Source organism: Nostoc sp. JL34, from assembly GCF_017114945.1.
GTDB lineage: Bacteria > Cyanobacteriota > Cyanobacteriia > Cyanobacteriales > Nostocaceae > Nostoc.
Genome location: NZ_JABXKQ010000057.1, coordinates 15,942 through 34,513, shown reverse-complemented (window position 1 = coordinate 34,513; position 18,572 = coordinate 15,942). Strand labels below are relative to the sequence as shown.

Genomic DNA, 18,572 nt, shown 5'->3' with positions numbered 1-18,572 from the left:
GGAAGACGATCAAGCTCAAGCAAGATATGTTGTTGGAGGAAAATAGCAAAGCCCTTTACAGAATAGGTTTGCCTTAACTTTCAAGATTATCTAACAAACTTTACAAACTGCTTAAATCTCTTGTCACAATAAGATTTATAATTAAAGTATCAGTCATTCACCCCAAGGCTGAAGCCAGTTGTTATATAATGCAGAATCCAGTGCATTTAACTTGGGGGAAGCTTTGCGTTTTCAGTTTAAAAAAAAGAAACTCGAAGCACTTTACACAGCAGAAAAAGATGCTCATAAATACCCAGGTGTGGTTGATGACTTTTTTGAAGTCATGGCGATTATTGATGCTGCTGTAGACGAGCGAGACTTATATGCTCAAAAAGGATTGAGATTTGAGAAGTTGTCAGGAAAACGAGGAAAACAAGGACAGCGTTCTCTACGTTTGAATAATCAGTGGCGTCTAATTGTGACAGTGGATGAGGATGAGCAGGGAAATTATCTCACAATAATCGATATCGAAGACTACCACTAACTTTCGTCAGCAGGGGAGACAGCAATATGAGCCAGAAGCTAGCACCAGCAAGAGTACCAACACCAGGAAAAATTTTAAGTCGAGAATTAGAAGCCCGTGGCTGGACACAAAAAGATTTAGCAGAAATTATGGGGCGTCCAGTTCAAACCATCAATGAAATCATTCGGGGAAGCAAGCAAATTACACCTGAAACAGCTATCGAACTCTCTCAAGCCTTGGGTACTTCTCCAGAGTTCTGGACAAATCTTGAAGCAAAGTATCGGCTTCATCTAGTAGGAAAAGAAAAAAAAGAGCAAGATATAGCTCGTAAAAGTCGATTGTATACAATTGCTCCCATCTCTGAACTAATCAAAAATAAGTGGATTCAAGCAGCAAATTCAATTGATGACTTAGAACAGCAAGTATGTGATTTTTTCGGCATATCTTCTTTAGATGAAACACTCCAGCTAGATGTTAATTTTCGTTGTTCCGAGCATCGAGAGCCAGAGGAAACTTCTCGCATAGCTTGGTTAAAACGAGTTGAAAACCTAGCGAAACAACAAGAAATTGCTAGTTTTGAACGCAAAAAACTTGAGGCTGCTATCCCTGAAATTCTTGCTTGTGCTAAACAAGTAGAAAGTATTGTGCAGATTCCTCAATTGCTGGCAGATTTAGGTGTACATTTTATAATTGTGCCGCATTTAAGCAAAACATACTTGGATGGAGCAGCCTTTTATTTAAATAGTAATCCCGTTATCGCGTTGACATTGAGATATGACCGGATAGATTCATTTTGGTTCACACTCATGCATGAGTTAGCACATATTGTTTTAGGACATCAAGGAGCTTATTTAGACAACTTGGATGCGTTAGAAGAGAATGATGAGGAAAGAGCAGCTAACGAAAAAGCAGCTGACTGGTTAATAAATCCTCAGACATTAAATGAATTTATTATTACGAATAAAAAAGTCTTTTCTCGTAAGGTGGTTGAAGAATTCGCTCAAAATCAAAATAGACATCCAGGCATAATTATTGGTCGCTTACATTATGACAAATTAGTTCCCCATAAAAATTTGAGACCATTACTCGTTAAAGTTAGCCGAGTTTTAGGTCATTCTACAGATAATTTTTGCGATAGTAAGCTTGATATTCCGCAGATAGCAGAGGCCCCCACCAATGACGATGATTGAGATACCATTCAACTGTTAAATGTAAACCCTCCGCAATTGTTACTGAAGGCATCCAACCAAGGTGAGTTTTAATTTTGTTTGCATTAATTGCATATCTCCTGTCGTGTCCCTTTCTATCCTTAACAAAAGTAATCAACTCCTTTGCTGGACGCACTGGTAAATCAGGTGCTAATTCATCCATCATTTGACACAAAAGTTGCACCAAGTTGAGATTTTCCACCTCATTATTGCCACCAATATTGTATGTTTCTCCTGGTTGTCCATGATTGATTACCACATCCAGAGCAAGACAATGATCGCCCACATAAAGCCAATCCCGCACATTTTTACCATCGCCATAAACAGGTAATGGTTTCCCGATCAAAGTGTTGATACACATTAGGGGAATTAGCTTTTCGGGGAACTGATAAGGGCCGTAGTTATTAGAGCAATTTGTGATAATAGTTGGAAGTTGATAAGTATGATAATAAGCACGCACTAAATGATCGCTACCCGCTTTTGAAGCTGAATAGGGACTATTGGGCGCGTAGGGTGTCGTTTCAGAAAAAGCTGGGTCATCTGCGCTCAGACTACCGTAGACTTCATCAGTAGAAACGTGCAGGAAACGATAATTAGATGGCTGTGCTTTTGTCTCCCAATATTGCCGAAAAGCTTCTAGTAGGGTGAAAGTTCCCACTACATTAGTTTGCACAAAAGCCGCCGGCCCAAGAATCGAACGATCGACATGAGATTCAGCGGCAAAATGGGCGATGGTATCAATATTTTCCGTTGATAATAGGTTGTCTATGATGGTGCGATCGCAAATATCCCCCTGCACAAACCGAAAATTCTCTCTTCCCTCAACCAGCGCCAAGTTCAGACGATTCCCCGCGTATGTCAGAGCATCTAACACCACCACGCGATCGTCTGGATAAACCTGACACCAGTGATGCACAAAATTCGCCCCAATAAATCCCGCACCCCCAGTAACTAATAACCGCCGACTCATCCAATTTCCTCTCTTTTCTCTATATTCTCAGCGCCTCTGCGGTTCGTTTTTATTACTTAAAATATTTCTTCTTCAGCTTTCCATATATCTTCTGAGCGAGTAACTTTGCCATCCGTATTTTAGTCAAACTCTTAATATTAGATGGCTGCTGTATTTTATGGTCAAAAAACTCATTTAACTCATCCAGAATAACTTGGAAGCGCTTAATAATGTTTTCAGTCCGATGCTCAAATAAAAAATCTTCAGGTAAGCTAAGAGCTACTGAAGAATCAATTACCTTCAGAATACGTTGGACATCATATTCTTGAGAATATCCAGCAATTTTATAACAATTAAATCCCGGATCTAAGTAATCAGCTAGTCCACCGTTGACACTAGAAAATACTTGACAGCCACAGGCAAGAGCTTCCATTGGTTGTAGACCGAATCCTTCACTAAGGCGCTGTTGTGCCCAGTACTCAGCGGAATCATATAGATAAACTTTAGCTCGATTGAATAGTCCAGGTAAATCCTCTATGTATGAATCAACAACCAATACTTTACAACGTTTTTGCAACGCTGGAATCAATTCTTTAATTAAATATTCAGAAGACTTTCGAGCCTGAACTAAAACATCAATATCCCGTTCCAAACCTAAATTTTGAAACTCATCAGAAATTTGATTGGGCAAATAATAAATCAGAGAATTGGGTGATTTTTCTCCCCAATATCCCATTGTATAGCGGCTAACGGTCATGATTGGAATACTTGCAGGTAGCCTAAATGGATAACCTGGACTATGTGCATGGTAAACCACATTGTATTGCTTAAGTTTAGCCACGAGTTGAGCTATATCAAATCCCCAACTGATGACAAAAATTACATCATTTAAATTTTTATCTTTTAGCAAATCATCAATAAAAAGCTTATCTTTTTCCCGTTGACGGTAAGTTACAACATCAGCACTACAGAAATTCTGAGCCAGACTAAGCGCTTTTAATTCAGCCCAAAGACCACCACAGGCAAATTTGCTATCTGTACCGGGGAGTAAGAAATAAATTTTTCTCATAATTTTTTTAGGGAAGTGGAGAGTAGGGAGTAGGGAATGGGGAAATGGGGGAGCAATATCATCTTCATCTCCCTCATTCTCCTCATACCTACTCTTGCCAGCCCACTTTAACAAAATGTGCCTCACGCCTCCAAACGTCGCGTGTACGGGTAATATTTTCAACTGCTAGGTTAAAAGGAATGGCAGTTGTTAGATAACGCTGTGCCATAGAACCTAAATCAGGTGCGAGTTCAGCGGCTGTCGTTGCTGCTAACCCCAAACCTATGAGTTGCTCGATTGGTCGAAATGGTAGCAACAGATGCACACCGACAGCTAGTCCAGCCGTTAAGAGCATTGCTACTGATAAATTTGTGCCGCAACGGGGATGTACAGCCAAATCCCATTCTCCACTGGTGATGCGATGTCGAGCAAGTGTGACTGCACGCCGCAAATCACTAATATTTACCTCACCATAGAGGTAGAAACCCTGCTCAGTAGACAAACCGCTTAATAGTTCATTATCTAGTTGAACTTTAGTGGATTCTCCTGTGGCAGGATAGGCACTTTTTGATTCGCTAAGAACCCAAACAGTCGCGTGTTCTAAGGCGTGAACCTGCCGCAGCATCAAAATTTCTTTCAACCTTGGAATAAATGATAGCTGTCTGAGTAAGTCGGCATCTTGTGTGGGTTGCGGAAAGTCTGAAAATTGGTCTTCAATACTCGGAAGTTTCTCAGATACAGGTGTCGTAAAATCAAAGTTAAAAAATTGAAAGGGAGACGAGCTACCCTGAAAAGAAGCGGAAGTATTCATTGAAACACTACTCCCAAAGCCGATGGGGCAACATAGATTTCTTTCAAATGTAACGCTTGCACCACTGAATTGTTGCTAATTTTTGTAGATGATTGTTTAGCTGGGGCATGGGGCATGGGGCATTTTAGATTGTTCTCCCATCCCAGTCCCCAGTCCCCAGTCCCCAGTCTCCAGTCCCCAGTCAATTTGCAAAAGAATTCTAATCTTTGATAGTTTCCGAGTCCGAGGGTCAGCTGGCTCCACTAACATAAACTCCGGCTGAGTGAAGGACTCGGAACTTTTGGTAGAGTGTTCACACTGAAAACTTAGGCGTAAGGAGGGGAACAATCAGTAAAACTTGAAATTGGCTTGTAATTTACCAGACCAAAGCAATTACACTTCTACTAGTAAATTGTTCATTCGATCTGCTTCGGTAGAGTACAGCAATTGACATCATTCAAACAGACTTTGCCCCACTGTAAAGCCCAGCGGACAAGAGCTACTCGATTATCTGTCTCGGTCTTGGTGAGAATATTACTGATATGGTTATCAACTGTACGCTTGCTAATCTCCAGTTTTCCTGCAATCTCTTGGTTAGTTAAGCCAGCGGCCACTAGGTCGATAATTTGCAGTTCTCTGTCTGACAGACTAACGGGGGTCTCAGACTTGCCACCAGCCATGACTATTTCTATCCTCCCTTGGTATATGTACTTAATCGCTCTTTCTAATTCTAGAAGATTCTTTTCTTGGTAGGGGTTTCAAGTGTTAGCAGTAATATGATTGTCAATATTTTCTTTGGATTTCAAGTTTGCAAAGATTTAAACTACGCGACATTTTAAGTAATAAATATAGCTCATTTTGATAAATATGTCCCCTAAGCACTTAGCCCAAATAATCGAAGATTAGAAGCATATACAGGCTATAGAAGTAGTAAAAATTGCTATTTAATTCTATGAAGGACTGGCGACAGATTAGTAGAAACTATTGTAGATTTTATACTGTAAATTCCTAATCCCAAATCGAAATTTAAAATTTAAAATGAGATGAGCAATCCCCGTGTTTTGTGCCTTGGTGAAATTTTGTTTGATTGTTTAGCCGATCAATTAGGGCTAAAGCTGGAAGAAGTGAAATCTTGGACTCCCTACCCAGGAGGGGCACCAGCTAATGTAGCCTGTGCTTTAGTCAAGCTGGGAATGTCAGCAGGATTTATCGGAGCCGTTGGCGAAGATGAGCCTGGGAATTCACTGGTCAAGCTATTACAAGATGTAGGTGTAGATACGACAGGAGTACAACGCCATCCCACAGCACCAACGCGGCAAGTTTATGTTACACGGGATCTGGCTGGCGATCGCACCTTTGCCGGATTTGGTCAGTACGATACCGCAGAATTTGCCGATACTCGCCTGCAAGCTAAACAATTGTCAGATTCGCTGTTTCAACAGGCAGATTTTCTAGTTTTGGGTACTTTGGAATTAGCCTATCCTGAAAGTGAAGCGGCAATAAACCGCGCTTTAGAGTTAGCAGAACATTATGACTTAAAAATTGTGTTGGATGTTAACTGGCGTCCTGTATTTTGGGATGAACCAAACATCGCCCATCAAAAAATTCCAGAATTATTTAAGCGAGTTGATTTCCTCAAACTCTCCAAAGAAGAAGCTGAATGGCTATTTGAAACCGCAGATCCCGGAGCTATCACTTATCGTCTCGCTTCGATTGAGGGAGTACTAGTGACAGATGGGGAAAACGGCTGCACTTATTGTCTGGGTGAGAACGAAGGCAAATTACCCTCGTTTTCCATCCCTGTAGTTGATACAACTGGTGCAGGAGATAGCTTTTTGGCAGGATTCATCCATCAACTGAGTCAGTATGGTATCCACAGCTTGCGGGATGCAGAAACAGCAAAACGCATTGTCACTTATGCCAGTGCTGTTGGAGCGCTGACTACTATTAAAGCAGGTGCGATCGCTTCTCAACCTACTGCTGCTGAAGTCGAAGCTTTTCTAGCCGCACATCAACTCTAGGAACTAGCATCAGTTACTGGGATATCAGCCTTTGGTCGCTGATACTCCCAGAAAATGTACGAAAATCTTCATGCATTCTGCGGTCATATTAAACAATAAACGCAGATGGAGAAGTGTCGGTACTAGGTTAACGTGCTCAATTTTTACTTTTAGAAGTTCTGAATTATCCTCACTGCATAAGAGAAATGCACTCAGGTCAGATAGATTTTAAAATTCGTTAGTTAAATACAAAACACTCTTTATACCTGGGTAACAGACGAATAGTTGTGTACCTCACTTTCCTTGAAATCTGCAACAGTTCACCCGTTTGTAATTGATTAATCCGTTCAGTTGTACAAACAGGAAGGTGTCGCAGTCTATGCACAAAAAATATTAAATCTTTACATTTTTATTATCTGCATAAACAGTAATACTGATATCTATAAGTGAATAGAAAGTATAAGTGAATAGAAACTTTAGATTAGCTTAAGGTATTGGTGAAGCATTATGAAAAACATCACAAAATGGCTTTTGGGTTTGGCGATTGTTCCTGCAAGTTTGGTATTGGCATCTAGTCATGTTAAAGCCAGTCAAATTGCTGGTGAGTGGTTCTTTGGTCTCTGGGATTGTAATATTGACGGTAGACCAGCGAAAATGCAGTGGAAAGTAGTCGATGATCCACAAACTAGTTGTAACGGTGATGTTTGCTCTACTAGTTCTGGTGTCCGTCTCGTCGGGCGGTTTAGTGATAACGGTAGTGCGTGGGTTCCTCTAGGAAAACGTTTTTCCAGCACACAAAGACAGGATTTAGGTATTCGTTATTTAGGTGCAGAACAAGATAACTGGTATCTCAAATACAACAGTAGTACTAAAATAGCAGATGGTTGGACGACATGGCGGGGTAAGCGCTATCCACTACAATGTCGTAATCGCAGATAAACATTTGCCAAATTATGCAAAATATGTAAATAAGCGATCGCTAGGTTTGAGTACTAAACACACCAGCACCACATTTTTATTTAACTTGACAGGCTAATACTTTAGTTAGCCTGAGCTTGCTGCCATAGAGTATCAACAGTTACAAACTCATAACCCTGTTGTAGCAGTTGTGGAATGAGAATTTGAATAGTGGCAGCAACATCTTCTCCACCGCAAGCACCATCATGCAAAACAATTATTGAACCATTTTTGATCTGCTGCATAATTCGCTGTACCACGGTGGTGACACCTGGACATACCCAATCTTCTGGTACGACACTCCACATAACTGGGCGGTAATTCCACTGAGAAAAAAAATTTAAAGTAGCAGGTGTAAAGAAACCATTAGGTGGGCGGACATCTCGCACTTGTTGAGGTCGCAGGTTGCAGGCATTATAAATGGCAGCTTGGGTTTTTTCTAAACTGTCCTTCAAGTCATTTGGGGAAAGCATGGGAAAAGAGCGATGATCGTAGCCATGCAATCCGATCCAGTGTCCGCGATCGCTAACGGCTTTAGCAATAGCTGGTGAACGGTTGACGCAAACACCCAACCAAAAAAAACTCGCTGTAATCTTGTAACGATCTAACACTGCCAAGACTTCGGGCGTGTATTGAGGATGGGGCCCATCATCGAATGTGAGTGCGATCGCTTTCGTATGAGAATTTCCACCCCAAAGGCAGTTGGGAAAATTCGGTTGGAGAATACGGTAGAAAATTGGGAACAGGGGAGCTAGTTGCATTTTGCGTTTATCTGCTGCTGACAACTTTTTGTAGGTGTTGCTTAGGAAACTGCGTAGGCGTAGCCCGTCGTAGACATCGCACCGCATACAATGCCTCAATATTCTAGCCAAATTGGATGCCTTGGTAAGCGATTGCCACAGGAGGGGCAAGGAAGCACAAAATATCTTTCGGCAGTTCTCATCAGAGTGAAATGATCTTGATTAATCCCATCTCCACAATATCGATAAGCATAGGATTAGCTGTAAGTGTGTTTGATGCTGGGCTGATTTGAGTTCATGAGCTTGTGACATCCTTTTATACCAAACCTCTCTCCCGTTTACCAAGAAGATGCGGAGAGCAGGGACGCTTTGTAACAAAATCTGTAACAGCAATACTATTTGAGCTATCTCTCGTCTAAATTGATGAGAAATCTACGGGTAATCCCGGAGTTTAAGGATTAATGTTGCTCAAAGATATACGAGATTATCAGATTCTATTTCTCAGCTTGTTCCTAGTCTTGGGAATCGGTACACGAGATTGGACGCTGCGACCAGAATTGATTGGGGTAGCGATCGCCACAAGTGTAGCAACTCAATGGATATTGTCATTAGTCATTGGTTATTGGTCATTAGCAAACAACAAAGAACAAAGCCCAAATCTTCGCAGTGCTTTAATTACCTCACTGGGACTGAGTTTACTGTTGCGGGCTGACCATTGGACGACAATGGCAATAGCCGCAGCACTTGCGATCGCCAGCAAATTTATCTTTCAAGTCGGCGATAAGCATTTTTTCAATCCTGCCAATTTTGGCATCATATCTGCCTTGATTTTGACCCCCGATGCTTGGGTTTCGCCGGGACAATGGGGTGAAGAGTGGTGGTATGGGCTATTATTCCTCGGCACTGGTGGCATGATTTTGCAGCGCATCGGTCGCTGGGACACCACAGCAGCTTTTTTAGGTTCCTACTCTTTGCTGGAAGCCATTCGCAACCTCTGGCTAGGTTGGACTTGGGATGTTTACTGGCATCGATTGATGAGTGGATCTTTGCTGCTGTTCGCCCTATTTATGATTACCGATCCGCGATCAATTCCCAATTCCCGAATTGGGCGTGTAGTTTGGGCAATCTGCATCGCCGGATTAACTTTTATCCTGCGAAATTATTTCTTTGTTTCCACAGCAGTTTTCTGGGCGCTGTTTGCCCTTGCACCATTGAGCATCTTACTAGATGTTCTCTGGTTAGCCCCAAGGTTTGCTTGGCAAGAGAAAGATCGGGAAGCAGGGGAAGAACTTCTTACTCAGCACTCCTAACTCTTGTACAGACGCGATTCATCGCGTCTCTAGTCTCTAGCACTAAAAAAGATAGAGGTATAAAATAATGAAGTTTTTTCGACTTTTAACACCATTATTGTTAGCAATTGTAGCTGTTTTGTGCTTTGCCCCCGCAGCTTGGGCATTTTGTGGATTTTATGTAGCCAAAGCTGATACAAAACTGTATAACAAAGCTTCTCAGGTGGTAATAGCACGGGATGGCGATCGCACTATCCTAACAATGGCAAACGACTTTCAAGGCGAAGTCAAAGATTTTGCAATGGTAGTACCAGTGCCAACGGTGCTGCAAAAAGAGCAAGTTCGCGTCACCCAAGCCAAGATTATCGAGCGCCTAGATGCTTTTAGTGCGCCGCGATTGGTAGAATATTTTGACCCAGATCCTTGTGCCCCAGCTTACCCTAATGAGTTATCAGCAGCACCAGCGCCGGCAGCAGCTAGAAGTGAGGCGGGGAGTGCAAGGGACGATGCTAGTTTGGGTGTAACAGTCGAAGCACGTTTTAACGTTGGCGAATACGACATTGTGATCCTCAGCGCTAAAGAATCTGGCGGACTGGAAACTTGGCTCAAACGCAGTGGCTACAAAATCCCCAGAGGTGCGAAACAGTTACTTCAGCCTTACATTCGCTCCTCAATGAAATTCTTTGTTGCCAAAGTCAACTTGGATAAATTCGAGCAATCTGGCTACCAATTTCTCCGTCCGCTACAAATTTCCTACCAATCGCCTAAATTCATGCTGCCAATTCGTTTGGGCATGATCAATGCTACGACAGAGCAGGATTTGATTGTCTACATCCTCTCGCCTCAAGGACAGGCAGAAATCACTAACTATCGGACGGTGAAAATTCCCTCCGACGCAAATATTCCCTTGTTTGTCAAAAATGAATTTGGTGAATTTTACAAATCCATGTTTCAAACTGCTTACACCAAAGAAGACAGGAAAGTTGGTTTTTTGGAATACGCTTGGGATATGGGTAGTTGCGATCCTTGTTCCGCTGAACCCCTGACTTCAGAGGAACTCAAGCAAGCAGGGGTATTTTGGCTAGATGATAATTCTGCAAGTGATGTGCCAGTACGCCCAGGCTTTCGTCGTCCCCTTCCGAGAAGTAACGTCTTCATCTCCCGCTTGCATGTCCGCTACACCCGCGATAAATTCCCTGAAGACTTGATATTTCAACAAACTGCCAACAGTGAATCTTTCCAAGGACGTTATGTTTTGCAACATCCGTTCCAAGGCGAACTTAAATGTCAAGCGGGTAGAGAATATAAACGATCTTTGCCCAAGCGTTTTGAACAAGAGGCGCAAACTCTAGCTAAACTAACCAACTGGAAAATCCAAGATATTCGCAACAAAATGAAGTTGAGTGTAGGTAATCTGAGATATTCTTGGTGGGAAAGTTTCCTATCTTGGCTGAGATTATAATTCAGGAGAGTATGGGAGTGGGGGTATTGCTGGAAATACTCCTCACCTAACCCCCCGGAACCTAGATTAAGCTAAAGTCAAATCAATACATGGTGAAACTGTGGCTAATTGAGTAAATATTGCGATCGCACAAAATAGATTCTTATAGGGCAGGAATCTTACCTTCCAATGCCCATTACCCTTTATCCCCAGAGAGGGCCCCACCTTCCCCATCCACCATTTCCTTTGAAAAAAGATCCGGTATCTTGACGAAAGGTAACTCTTTAGCGCGTTGTTATACGCAATACTAAGATATTCTTGCTTTCTTCGCCAAGATAGATTGTCATGGTTCAATTCGATGAACAGCTACGCTGCTTAGTTACAGAAGCCTGCCAACACTCACCTGGAAGCCCTCAGCGTCAAAAGCTGCTCACGCAAATTATTCGCTTGACAGCAAATAGACTCTGGAGGGAAAGTACTCCCTACTATCAAGACGCACTACAACAAACTTGGTTGTATTTCTGTCGCAATGTTTGTGAAGGTTTGACAGGCCAAATCTATGATCCCAATTATGGTAGTGTCATTACCTGGCTGAATGCTTACCTAAAAAGGAGACTACAAGACTTTTACCTGAATCAGAATCGAGAACAAGCCACAACAGTCCCTCTGAGAATTCGTCAGTCTACATCGGGTGGAACAAGTGAAATCATTGATCCTGTAGATAATCTCCCAGCTAGCCCCCAAGCACCTCCGATTCTGGAAGACTTGGAGATATGGGCGCAGACAGATTCTGATGGAGAACTGTGCGGTACTTACATTAAAGGGCGTCCAGATGTGAATTGTCAGGTGTTAATTCTCAAACGCCTACCCCCGGAAGTTAGCTGGAGAGAATTATCTGAGGAATTTGGGCTGTCAATTCCGACATTAAGCAGTTTTTATCAGCGTCAGTGTCTACCGCGTTTGCGTAAATTCGCAGAATTGGAGGGATTATTATGAAGGTTAATTTTTGATTATCTCCACACCTGTCAGCCTCTGACTTTAAGTGTGAGTTTTTGGTTAAGGTTAGCGATCGCCTTTTAAGTATACTTTGCCAATCAAGTTTCATAGCGATCGCTCAAAAATCAATATATTCTTCCAATCATAGTAAATAAGATTGTGGAAGCTCAGGCAGGGATAAATAACATTACCCTGGTAGCCCAAACAACTTTAATTTGCCCTAGTGTGTTCCTGTTTATCAATCTGTCGTCGGGTCAAGGTACTGTTACTTTCACAATTTTTCCGGGAATCCTGTAGTTGTATACCCACCACATTTGTCAGTCCATCAGATTAGGTAGGCTTATTTATGCAACTCATTACCTCCTTAGATATTAGAAATTCAGAATATTTATCCAAAAATCGCCTCATCAGTTACCATCACCAGTTGCGTCTAATTTTTTCGCTGGGTAATCAGGTAAAAAACGTTCTGGAAATTGGGATTTTTAATTCTCTGTTAACAGACATCCTCAAGAATAATGGATACAACGTCTCCACCGCTGATGTTGATCCCAACTTAAAGCCAGAAATAATTTTGGATTTGACCACAGATTTTTCATTACCAAAAGATAAATTTGATGCAATCGTCCTGTTTCAAGTGCTGGAACACTTCCCCTACGAACAATCAGAAGAAGCATTAAGAAAACTTGCCATTGCAACCAAGAAATTTTTGGTGATTTCGATTCCCTATTGCACCCAATACCTCGCATTTCAGGTGAAAACCTCTTTCTCAGGCAGACCAAGGCATTTATTACTCAATATGCCAAAATTCTGGAGTACAAAGCCAGTCTGTGACGAACACTACTGGGAAATGGGTTTGAAAGGATATCCCAAAAAGCGGATTTTAAACTCTGTTGCGAAAGCTGGGTTAACTGTCAAACAAGAATTTATCGACCCCAGTTATCCGTACCACTATTTTTTGGTGTTGGAGAAGAATTTTAGTAATACTTAGACAGCAGTCTCAACTAGACTAATAGACCTCCGGTCAAAATCGGGAGGTGCGGGTAGGGAAATCCGAATCAGAGAATGGGGGCAAACAATGCTTAAAAAAGGAGCGATCGCCTAAGCTATGCTTTTAAAATCCTAATTGGTATCATGCCCTTCTGTGTTCTCCGGGTTTATCCTGGAAAACAGAGGGATAGGCTGTATTAGCCACTATCATCATTTCAGATACTAACATCGAAAACTACCAATTATGCTAGAACAAGGCACTATCAGTATTCATACTGAGAATATTTTCCCGATCATCAAGAAGTCGCTTTACTCAGATCACCAAATCTTCTTGCGGGAACTGGTATCCAACGCTGTAGACGCCATCCAAAAGCTAAAAATGGTATCCCGCGCCGGAGACTACGCTGGAGACATCGGCGAACCAGAAATTGAACTTGCCATTGACAAAGATAAGAAAACTCTATCCATCTCCGATAACGGTATCGGGATGACCGCAGAAGAAGTTAAGAAATATATCAATCAAGTTGCCTTCTCTAGTGCTGAAGAATTTATTCATAAGTATGAAGGCAAATCAGATCAACCGATAATCGGCCACTTCGGTCTCGGTTTCTACTCTTCCTTCATGGTGGCGCAAAAGGTAGAAATTGATACCCTATCCTACCAAGAAGGGGCGCAGGCGGTTCACTGGTCTTGCGATGGTTCTCCAGCTTTCACTCTCGAAGAATCTTCCCGAACAACTCGCGGCACTACTATTATTCTCAGCCTGCAAGGAGAAGAAGAGGAATTTCTCGAAGCAGCACGAATTAAAAATCTTGTCAAGACTTACTGCGACTTCTTGCCAGTCCCAATTAAGCTAGATGGTGAAGTAGTAAATAAACAAAAAGCACCGTGGCGAGAGTCTCCAAGTAACCTAACTCAAGAAGATTATTTAGAGTTTTACCGCTACCTATATCCTTTTCAAGAAGAACCCCTGTTGTGGGTACATCTCAATACTGACTATCCCTTTATCATCAACGGGATTTTGTATTTCCCGAAAATGAGGCCGGATGTCGATGTTACTAAAGGGCAGATCAAGCTATTTTGCAATCAAGTTTTTGTCAGCGATAACTGCGAAGAAATTATCCCGCAATTTCTGATGCCGATGCGGGGTGTGATTGATAGCACCGATATTCCCCTAAACGTATCGCGGAGTGCCTTGCAAGGCGATCGCACCGTGCGGAGAATTGGTGATTACATTGCCAAAAAAGTAGGCGATCGCCTCAAAGAGCTTTTCCGCGATAATCGTGAACAATACATTAGCGCCTGGAAAGACCTCGGCACTTTTGTCAAATTCGGCGTTCTCAACGACGAGAAATTCAAAAAACAAATCGAAGATATCATCGTCTTCCGCACCACCGCCAAGCTGACAGAAAAAGTCGCTGCTGAAACTCCAGTGGTTGAAGTCCAGTCTTCAGACGGGGATGCTTGGCAAGATGTCACTCCTTCACCCAGTTCTGAAAACTCAGCCCCCAGCGCTCCCTATACTACGCTGAAAGAGTATCTAGAGCGTAACAAAGAACGCAACGAAAATCGAGTTTTCTACAGCACCGATGGAGCAACCCAAGCTACATACATAGAACTGCACAAAAATCAAGGTTTGGAAGTCCTGTTTATGGACTCCTTCATCGATACCCACTTTATCAACTTCCTAGAGCGGGAATATCAGGATGTCAAGTTTACGCGGGTAGACTCAGACTTAGATAATACTCTGCTGGAACAAGACAAAGCTACGGAAATTGTTGATCCCAAGACGAACAAAACTCGCAGTGAGATGATCAAAGAGTTATTTGAGAAATCCCTCAACAAACCCAAACTCAACATCCGTACTGAAGCTTTGAAATCAGATGATCCTCAAGGAACACCACCTGCGATCGTTCTTCTACCAGAGATTCTTCGCCGGATGCGGGAAATGAGCGCCATGATGCAGCAGCAAACAGCAGATTTTCCTGAAGACCACATTTTGTTGGTGAATACTGCTCACCCGCTGATTCAAAATCTGGTAAATATTAACCAAGGTACTATCATTCAAGGTGACGGTGAATCGCCTACAGATCAGTTAGTCAACTTGATTTGCCAACACGTCTACGATTTAGCGCTGATGTCTCAGAAAGGATTTGACGCTGAGGGAATGAAATCCTTCGTCGAGCGATCAAATGAGGTACTTACCAAGCTGACAGAACAAGCGAGTAAATAGTGTTGAGTGGGGTATTGGGCATTGGGCATGGGGAATTGGGCACAAGAGGCAGAGGGGAAAAACTTACTGCAACTTCACTTTTCCCTGCTCCCCCTCACTCCTTTCTCCACTTCTGTTGCCTAAGACCTAAAATGGAAAGGCTGTATTAAAATAACAATCTGGAGATACTTGTTATGTCCCGTCGCTGTGAATTAACTGGTAAAAAGGCAAATAACGCTTTTGCTGTTTCCCACTCCCACCGCCGTACTAAACGCCTTCAGCACGCTAATCTGCAAAACAAGCGTGTTTGGTGGGAAGGCGGAAATCGCTGGGTAAAATTAAAGCTGTCTACCAAAGCAATCAAAACCCTACAAATTAATGGGTTAGAAGCAATGGCAAAAGAAGCTGGCATTAACCTAAATCATTACTAAGTAATGTAGATTTCATAACCCGAAACTTTCGCAGGGTGGAATATAGGTGATTAGGGGCGCACAGATGTCATTGGTGTCAACTTAAGCTCAAACGCTTATCCCACATACGCTTTACTCCTCCCCTTAGGGACTGACAAATAAAAAAATACTCAACTACTTATTGTGGGGTGGGCGACACGAGAGCCCATACATATAGGGGGGGCAAGATGCCCACCCCACAAGATTGGGTAATTTATTTGTTGGAAGTCCCTTACCAAGGGGAGGGGCGGTTTTGGATTTAGACAAAACTGGGGTGGGGTGACGTGGTGAGTAATGGTAAGTGAATGAACTCAATATCACGTATTGACAAGGGTTTCACATTAAGTTGACACCTATGCACAGATGTGCGTCCCTAATGCTATTCTGGTTACGGCAGTGTTAATTCTTTTACCTTTTCTGTTACCCAATCGACACGATCCTTTCCCCAAAATCTCTCGCCTTCCACTACCCAAGTCGGGACTCCGGGACAGCCAAATTGTTCGTATTCTGCCAAAGCTGCCACTGCTGCAAGTTTTGCTGCTTCCCCGTAGATTAACTCAAGAATGCGATCGCCATTCAGCCCAACATCATTTGCAACTTTTCTAATCACAGACTCATCGTTGACATCAAGTTGGTCAATGTACGTCGCTCGAAAGAACGCGGCATCAAGCAGATGCTCCTTCCCAGTTCCACAAGCAGCGTAATACGCTCTCGCGGGAAGTTCTTCGCGACCAAACTTCATTTTCTCCCAGCGCTTCACCCACCTACCAAATTCTTCAAATTCCTTGAGCCGAATTTCAATGCCGTACTTTTTCGCCCACCGCAGACAATCTTCTTTGTGATAGGACGATAAAAGGGCGTTTTCACTTCGTCCTTGTAAGTCGGCTACCTTTATCCCACGCTCCTTTGGTATGTAAATTGGTCGTCGTTCAATATCAACAGGTAAACCCTGCAATGCTTTTTCGGCAAGAGCAATACCAATATATGAATTTGACGAATGGTATATCGAGTACGAGTATACTTTGATTCGCTGCGACATCTTGGCTACTGTAGCTACCTAACTGATAATATTACGAATTAGCGATCGCAGCAGTAGCCAATATTCAATCATCAGAGTCCCCAATTCCCACTATAGAAAAGAGGCAGAGGGGCGGGGTGCTGTTCTTGCTTAGGGAAAAACTTACTGCAACTTCTCCTCTGCTCCTCTGCTCCCCTGCTCCTCTGCTCCCCTGCTCCCCTGCTCCCCTGCTCCCCTGCTCCCCTGCTTCTTCCCCAATCCCCAATCCGTATCTGGTTGCTACAGTCGCAGTGAAAAATACTAAGCTGGTAGATAGCACGTTTAAACTTTAGCGGAAGTTCGGAATCGCATTCATCGGCGGTTTAGAATTCTCCATTGGCGAACTACCTGTAATTACATTATGTTTGATGCTCTATCTGACCGTTTAGAATCCGCCTGGAAAAAACTGCGGGGACAGGACAAAATTTCTCAATCCAACATTCAAGATGCATTGCGCGAAGTGCGCCGCGCCTTGTTGGAAGCAGATGTCAATCTCCAGGTAGTCAAAGATTTTATTAGCGAAGTCGAAGCCAAGGCACAAGGAGCCGAGGTGATTGCTGGCGTGCGACCTGACCAACAGTTCATCAAAATTGTTCATGATGAATTGGTGCAGGTGATGGGAGAAGAAAATGTTCCCATAGCGGAAGCCCCGGAACAGCCTACGATTATTCTCATGGCTGGGTTGCAAGGGACTGGTAAAACTACAGCGACTGCTAAGTTAGCCTTACATCTGAGAAAATTAGAGCGTAGCTGCTTGTTAGTGGCGACAGACGTATATCGCCCAGCAGCGATCGATCAGTTGCTAACGTTGGGTAAGCAAATTGACGTACCAGTATTTGAACTAGGAAGTGACGCCGATCCTGTAGAAATTGCCCGACAAGGTGTAGAACGCGCTAGGGCAGAAGGTGTCAACACAGTAATTATTGATACTGCTGGACGCCTGCAAATTGACGAAGATATGATGGCGGAATTAGCCCGCATCAAAGCAACTGTCCAACCCCATGAAACTCTGTTGGTAGTGGACGCGATGACTGGTCAAGAGGCGGCTAATCTTACCCGCACCTTCCATGACCAGATTGGAATTACTGGGGCGATTCTCACCAAGATGGATGGTGATAGCCGTGGTGGTGCAGCGCTTTCAGTGCGAAAGATTTCGGGAGCGCCGATTAAATTTGTGGGTGTGGGGGAGAAAGTCGAGGCACTGCAACCGTTTTATCCCGATCGCATGGCATCGCGAATTCTGGGGATGGGCGATGTGTTGACCCTGGTAGAAAAAGCCCAAGAAGAGTTTGACTTAGCCGATGCTGAGAAAATGCAGGAGAAAATTTTGTCAGCAAAGTTTGACTTTACTGACTTTCTCAAGCAGTTACGGATGCTGAAGAACATGGGTTCTCTGGGAGGCTTGATCAAGATGATTCCAGGGATGAACAAGCTTTCAGACGATCAACTCAAACAGGGAGAAACGCAGTTAAAGCGCTGTGAGGCGATGATTAACTCCATGACTCGCCAAGAACGCCATGACCCCGATTTATTAGCCAGTTCTCCCAGTCGGCGGCGGCGGATTGCTTCTGGTTCAGGGTATAGAGAGTCAGATGTAACGAAACTGGTGGGTGATTTCCAAAAAATGCGATCGCTCATGCAGCAAATGGGTCAAGGTGGCTTCCCTGGTGGAATGCCGGGAATGTTCGGCGGTGGCGGCATGGGTAATGCCTTCGCAGGTGCTGGTAATCGTCCCACAGCCCCCGGATGGCGAGGTTATGATGGCGCCCCAGTCACGAAAAAGAAAAAACCCAAAGATAAAAAGAAAAAAGGCTTTGGCAATCTTTAGTTATTGGGCATGGGGCATCGGTAATTTGCTAATGACTAATGACTAATGACTAATGACAAATAGCAGCAAATGCTAGGCAGTGCTAAAATTAGCATTTCGACCTCAGAATTTATCAGCAG

At 43.2% G+C, this 18,572-nt stretch carries 17 protein-coding genes; 11 read left to right on the top strand and 6 right to left on the bottom strand.

Features of this window, described 5'->3' with window-relative positions:
* Positions 1-178: 178 nt before the first annotated feature.
* Together HWQ44_RS12195 and HWQ44_RS12190 are read left to right on the top strand one after the other, a co-directional pair.
* Positions 179-523 (top strand): type II toxin-antitoxin system RelE/ParE family toxin, encoded by a 345-nt coding sequence (locus HWQ44_RS12195; RefSeq protein ID WP_292718800.1) that lies wholly within the window; start codon positions 179-181, stop codon positions 521-523.
* Between the two features lie 26 nt (positions 524-549).
* Complete coding sequence (locus HWQ44_RS12190) at positions 550-1,692, top strand: HigA family addiction module antitoxin (protein WP_292718798.1); 1,143 nt, start codon at positions 550-552, stop codon at positions 1,690-1,692.
* Here HWQ44_RS12190 and rfbB read toward each other — a convergent pair.
* The 4 genes from rfbB to HWQ44_RS12170 form a co-directional block, all read right to left on the bottom strand.
* Entirely contained in the window at positions 1,619-2,680 is a 1,062-nt protein-coding gene (gene rfbB, locus HWQ44_RS12185) for a dTDP-glucose 4,6-dehydratase (protein ID WP_292718796.1), read from the bottom strand. The genes HWQ44_RS12190 and rfbB overlap by 74 nt on opposite strands.
* Positions 2,681-2,732: 52 nt before the next feature.
* On the bottom strand, positions 2,733-3,728 hold the full coding sequence (locus tag HWQ44_RS12180; RefSeq protein ID WP_292718794.1) for a glycosyltransferase: 996 nt from the start codon (positions 3,726-3,728) through the stop codon (positions 2,733-2,735).
* Positions 3,729-3,816: 88 nt separating this feature from the next.
* Positions 3,817-4,518 carry a DUF6391 domain-containing protein gene (locus tag HWQ44_RS12175; protein WP_292718792.1) on the bottom strand — a complete coding sequence of 234 codons (702 nt, stop codon included), beginning with the start codon at positions 4,516-4,518 and terminating at the stop codon, positions 3,817-3,819.
* Between the two features lie 395 nt (positions 4,519-4,913).
* Positions 4,914-5,177 (bottom strand): helix-turn-helix transcriptional regulator, encoded by a 264-nt coding sequence (locus tag HWQ44_RS12170; RefSeq protein ID WP_292718790.1) that lies wholly within the window; start codon positions 5,175-5,177, stop codon positions 4,914-4,916.
* Between the two features lie 363 nt (positions 5,178-5,540).
* On the opposite strand from HWQ44_RS12170, the gene HWQ44_RS12165 reads away from it, so the two are divergent.
* Together HWQ44_RS12165 and HWQ44_RS12160 are read left to right on the top strand one after the other, a co-directional pair.
* Positions 5,541-6,518 carry a carbohydrate kinase gene (locus HWQ44_RS12165; RefSeq protein WP_292718789.1) on the top strand — a complete coding sequence of 326 codons (978 nt, stop codon included), beginning with the start codon at positions 5,541-5,543 and terminating at the stop codon, positions 6,516-6,518.
* 486 nt (positions 6,519-7,004) lie between these two features.
* Positions 7,005-7,436 (top strand): DUF6006 family protein, encoded by a 432-nt coding sequence (locus HWQ44_RS12160; protein WP_292718787.1) that lies wholly within the window; start codon positions 7,005-7,007, stop codon positions 7,434-7,436.
* A gap of 101 nt (positions 7,437-7,537) precedes the next feature.
* Here HWQ44_RS12160 and HWQ44_RS12155 read toward each other — a convergent pair whose 3' ends face one another.
* On the bottom strand, positions 7,538-8,215 hold the full coding sequence (locus HWQ44_RS12155) for a polysaccharide deacetylase family protein (protein WP_292718878.1): 678 nt from the start codon (positions 8,213-8,215) through the stop codon (positions 7,538-7,540).
* 440 nt (positions 8,216-8,655) lie between these two features.
* Here HWQ44_RS12155 and HWQ44_RS12150 point away from each other — a divergent pair, with 440 nt between their 5' ends.
* The 6 genes from HWQ44_RS12150 (at position 8,656) to rpmB (ending at position 15,550) form a co-directional block, all read left to right on the top strand.
* Positions 8,656-9,504, top strand: a complete 849-nt coding sequence (locus HWQ44_RS12150) for an RnfABCDGE type electron transport complex subunit D (protein ID WP_292718785.1) — start codon at positions 8,656-8,658, stop codon at positions 9,502-9,504.
* 67 nt (positions 9,505-9,571) lie between these two features.
* Complete coding sequence (locus HWQ44_RS12145; protein ID WP_292718783.1) at positions 9,572-10,945, top strand: DUF2330 domain-containing protein; 1,374 nt, start codon at positions 9,572-9,574, stop codon at positions 10,943-10,945.
* Positions 10,946-11,269: 324 nt separating this feature from the next.
* Positions 11,270-11,920 (top strand): sigma-70 family RNA polymerase sigma factor, encoded by a 651-nt coding sequence (locus HWQ44_RS12140; protein WP_292718781.1) that lies wholly within the window; start codon positions 11,270-11,272, stop codon positions 11,918-11,920.
* A gap of 346 nt (positions 11,921-12,266) precedes the next feature.
* Entirely contained in the window at positions 12,267-12,908 is a 642-nt protein-coding gene (locus HWQ44_RS12135) for a methyltransferase domain-containing protein (protein WP_292718779.1), read from the top strand.
* Between the two features lie 243 nt (positions 12,909-13,151).
* A complete protein-coding gene (gene htpG, locus HWQ44_RS12130) occupies positions 13,152-15,140 on the top strand; it encodes a molecular chaperone HtpG (RefSeq protein WP_292718777.1) in 1,989 nt (662 codons plus the stop codon).
* A gap of 173 nt (positions 15,141-15,313) precedes the next feature.
* Positions 15,314-15,550: a 50S ribosomal protein L28 gene (gene rpmB / locus HWQ44_RS12125; RefSeq protein WP_292718775.1), complete on the top strand. Its 237-nt coding sequence runs from the start codon at positions 15,314-15,316 to the stop codon at positions 15,548-15,550.
* 406 nt (positions 15,551-15,956) lie between these two features.
* On the opposite strand, the gene HWQ44_RS12120 is transcribed toward rpmB, so the two are convergent.
* The gene (locus HWQ44_RS12120) at positions 15,957-16,607 is read right to left on the bottom strand and encodes a DsbA family protein (RefSeq protein WP_292718773.1); all 651 of its coding nucleotides are present in this window, start codon (positions 16,605-16,607) and stop codon (positions 15,957-15,959) included.
* A 379-nt stretch (positions 16,608-16,986) separates the two neighbouring features.
* Here HWQ44_RS12120 and ffh point away from each other — a divergent pair, with 379 nt between their 5' ends.
* Positions 16,987-18,453, top strand: a complete 1,467-nt coding sequence (ffh, locus tag HWQ44_RS12115; protein ID WP_292718771.1) for a signal recognition particle protein — start codon at positions 16,987-16,989, stop codon at positions 18,451-18,453.
* Positions 18,454-18,572: the final 119 nt, after the last annotated feature.

Bases quoted from the DNA above. Each gene is read 5' to 3' on its own strand.
- HWQ44_RS12190 (WP_292718798.1), top strand. From the start codon at position 550: ATGAGCCAGAAGCTAGCACCAGCAAGAGTACCAACACCAGGAAAAATT.
- HWQ44_RS12160 (WP_292718787.1), top strand. From the start codon at position 7,005: ATGAAAAACATCACAAAATGGCTTTTGGGTTTGGCGATTGTTCCTGCA.
- rfbB (WP_292718796.1), bottom strand. From the start codon at position 2,680: ATGAGTCGGCGGTTATTAGTTACTGGGGGTGCGGGATTTATTGGGGCG.
- HWQ44_RS12175 (WP_292718792.1), bottom strand. From the start codon at position 4,518: ATGAATACTTCCGCTTCTTTTCAGGGTAGCTCGTCTCCCTTTCAATTT.
- HWQ44_RS12140 (WP_292718781.1), top strand. From the start codon at position 11,270: ATGGTTCAATTCGATGAACAGCTACGCTGCTTAGTTACAGAAGCCTGC.
- HWQ44_RS12120 (WP_292718773.1), bottom strand. From the start codon at position 16,607: ATGTCGCAGCGAATCAAAGTATACTCGTACTCGATATACCATTCGTCA.
- HWQ44_RS12170 (WP_292718790.1), bottom strand. From the start codon at position 5,177: ATGGCTGGTGGCAAGTCTGAGACCCCCGTTAGTCTGTCAGACAGAGAA.
- HWQ44_RS12145 (WP_292718783.1), top strand. From the start codon at position 9,572: ATGAAGTTTTTTCGACTTTTAACACCATTATTGTTAGCAATTGTAGCT.
- HWQ44_RS12135 (WP_292718779.1), top strand. From the start codon at position 12,267: ATGCAACTCATTACCTCCTTAGATATTAGAAATTCAGAATATTTATCC.
- HWQ44_RS12155 (WP_292718878.1), bottom strand. From the start codon at position 8,215: ATGCAACTAGCTCCCCTGTTCCCAATTTTCTACCGTATTCTCCAACCG.
- rpmB (WP_292718775.1), top strand. From the start codon at position 15,314: ATGTCCCGTCGCTGTGAATTAACTGGTAAAAAGGCAAATAACGCTTTT.
- ffh (WP_292718771.1), top strand. From the start codon at position 16,987: ATGTTTGATGCTCTATCTGACCGTTTAGAATCCGCCTGGAAAAAACTG.
- HWQ44_RS12150 (WP_292718785.1), top strand. From the start codon at position 8,656: ATGTTGCTCAAAGATATACGAGATTATCAGATTCTATTTCTCAGCTTG.
- HWQ44_RS12180 (WP_292718794.1), bottom strand. From the start codon at position 3,728: ATGAGAAAAATTTATTTCTTACTCCCCGGTACAGATAGCAAATTTGCC.
- HWQ44_RS12165 (WP_292718789.1), top strand. From the start codon at position 5,541: ATGAGCAATCCCCGTGTTTTGTGCCTTGGTGAAATTTTGTTTGATTGT.
- htpG (WP_292718777.1), top strand. From the start codon at position 13,152: ATGCTAGAACAAGGCACTATCAGTATTCATACTGAGAATATTTTCCCG.